Genomic DNA, 2,333 nt, shown 5'->3' with positions numbered 1-2,333 from the left:
GAAGGATACTTTTATAAAAATGCCGATGCCGATGAAATGATCTTTATACATGAAGGCAGCGGCGTATTGAAAACGCAATACGGACAACTGGCGTTCGGCTATGGGGATTACCTGGTGATTCCCCGCGGCACTATTTACCAGATCACTTTCAACAGCGATGGCAACCGCCTGTTTATTGTGGAATCGTTTAGCCCTATCCGTTATCCAAAGAGATACCTGAGCAAATACGGGCAACTGCTGGAAAACTCCCCTTATTGCGAACGGGATATCCGGCAGCCGCAACAACTGGAAACCATTGATGAGGAAGGCGATTTCCTGATCCGTATTAAAAAGAAAGGGGTGATTTATCCCATTCATTATAAACACCATCCCTTTGATGTGATAGGCTGGGATGGATGCGAATACCCGTTTGCCTTTTCCATCCACGATTTTGAACCGATCACCGGGCGGGTACACCAGCCGCCACCGGTGCATCAAACCTTTGAAGGCAACAACTTTGTGGTATGCTCCTTTTGTCCGCGGTTATTTGATTACCATCCGCTGGCTATACCTGCACCGTATAACCACAGCAACATCGACAGCGATGAAGTGTTGTATTATGTAGATGGCGATTTTATGAGCCGTAAACACGTAGTGCGGGGAATGATCACCCTGCACCCTGCGGGTATCCCCCACGGGCCTCACCCGGGAGCTGTGGAAAAAAGTATCGGTGCAAAGGAAACAAAAGAACTGGCAGTGATGGTAGATACCTTTCACCCGTTGCAGATCACAGAAGCCGCATTGGGCATTGAAGACGGCAGCTATGTGATGAGCTGGGCGGAATAATAAATGATTAAACAAAAACCAACCAACTTATAAAACCAAAACAATTGAATGTTATGGAAACAGCATTAATGAATGCAGACAACTTAACCGGTCAGCAAGATTTCTTACCCCTCAACGGCACCGACTATGTAGAGTTTTATGTAGGCAATGCCAAGCAGGCGGCACATTATTACAAAACTGCCTTTGGTTTTCAACCAGTGGCTTATGCCGGTCCTGAAACCGGGGTGAAAGACAGGGTTTCTTATGTATTGGTGCAGAATAAACTGCGCTTTGTACTTACCACGTCCCTGTTACCGGATACAGAAATAGCCCGTCACGTTGCCAAACACGGCGATGGCGTGAAAGTGCTGGCACTATGGGTAGACGATGCCCGCTCCGCATACGAGGAAACCGTAAAACGCGGCGCCACGCCTTACCTGGAGCCTGTTGTGGAGAAAGACGAATTTGGCGAAGTAGTGCGCAGTGGTATTCATACTTATGGCGATACCGTGCACCTGTTTGTAGAACGCAGGAACTACAAAGGATTATTTATGCCAGGTTATAAGGAGTGGAAATCAACTTACCAGCCAACTGAAACCGGCCTGTTATATGTAGACCATTGTGTGGGAAATGTGGGTTGGAACGAGATGAATACCTGGGTGGAATTTTATGAGCGGGTAATGGGTTTCAGGAACCTGATCTCTTTCGACGACAGCGATATTTCCACTGAGTATTCTGCCCTGATGAGTAAAGTGATGAGTAACGGTAACGGCCGTGTGAAATTCCCGATCAACGAGCCCGCAGAAGGCAAGAAGAAATCGCAGATCGAGGAATACCTGGACTTCTACGGCGGACCGGGGGTGCAACACGTGGCCATTGCCACTAACGATATTGTGCATACAGTGACCGAGCTGCAGAACAGGGGCGTTGAGTTCCTTACAGTACCCCCGGTATATTATGAAACGCTGCTGGACCGTGTAGGCAAGATCGATGAAGAGATAGCGCCCCTGCAAAAGTTAGGCATCCTGGTAGATCGTGACGATGAAGGATATTTATTACAGATCTTCACCAAGCCTATACAGGACCGGCCTACAGTATTCTTTGAGATTATACAGCGTAAAGGGGCCCAATCATTTGGCAAAGGCAATTTCAAGGCGCTGTTTGAATCTATTGAACGGGAGCAGGCGTTGCGGGGTAATTTGTAATTCCCTTCGCCGCCTTCGGCGGTACGCGGATTTTGTCTGACTCAGGATTATGATGATTACGTTGATTACCCTGATTTGATTATTTGGGATTTTAAAGGATTTTGGGAGATAGAAGCGGAAAAATTTGCCTGTATTTAGAAATCCGCGCAGTGCAATGGTATTTTGATTTGACCACATTTTGGATAAAAAAATGCGAGGGGAGATGGGAGTGAGATTATTCACTTTTATCTCCCTTCCTGTTTTAAAAGCAACATATATCTGGATTTGCACCGCGAGGAAGACCTAAAGCGGATTTTGTCTGACTCAGGATTATGATGATTACGC

At 46.8% G+C, this 2,333-nt stretch carries 2 protein-coding genes; both read left to right on the top strand.

Going from position 1 to position 2,333, the window contains the following annotated elements; translation table 11 throughout:
- Positions 1-825: homogentisate 1,2-dioxygenase (locus tag VN105_RS27480; protein WP_325646297.1), on the top strand; the 825-nt coding region annotated here is incomplete at its 5' end.
- A gap of 53 nt (positions 826-878) precedes the next feature.
- Complete coding sequence (hppD, locus tag VN105_RS27475) at positions 879-2,009, top strand: 4-hydroxyphenylpyruvate dioxygenase (RefSeq protein ID WP_325646295.1); 1,131 nt, start codon at positions 879-881, stop codon at positions 2,007-2,009.
- The last annotated feature ends 324 nt before the right edge of the window (positions 2,010-2,333 follow it).

This window comes from Chitinophaga sp. (assembly GCF_035564935.1).
In the GTDB taxonomy this organism is placed as follows: domain Bacteria; phylum Bacteroidota; class Bacteroidia; order Chitinophagales; family Chitinophagaceae; genus Chitinophaga.
The sequence above is the reverse complement of the archived record's forward strand: the minus strand, read 5'-3'. Positions and strand labels throughout refer to the sequence as shown.

What these genes read in the sequence shown, in the direction of transcription:
- hppD (WP_325646295.1), top strand. Translation starts at nt 879, where the DNA reads ATGGAAACAGCATTAATGAATGCAGACAACTTAACCGGTCAGCAAGAT.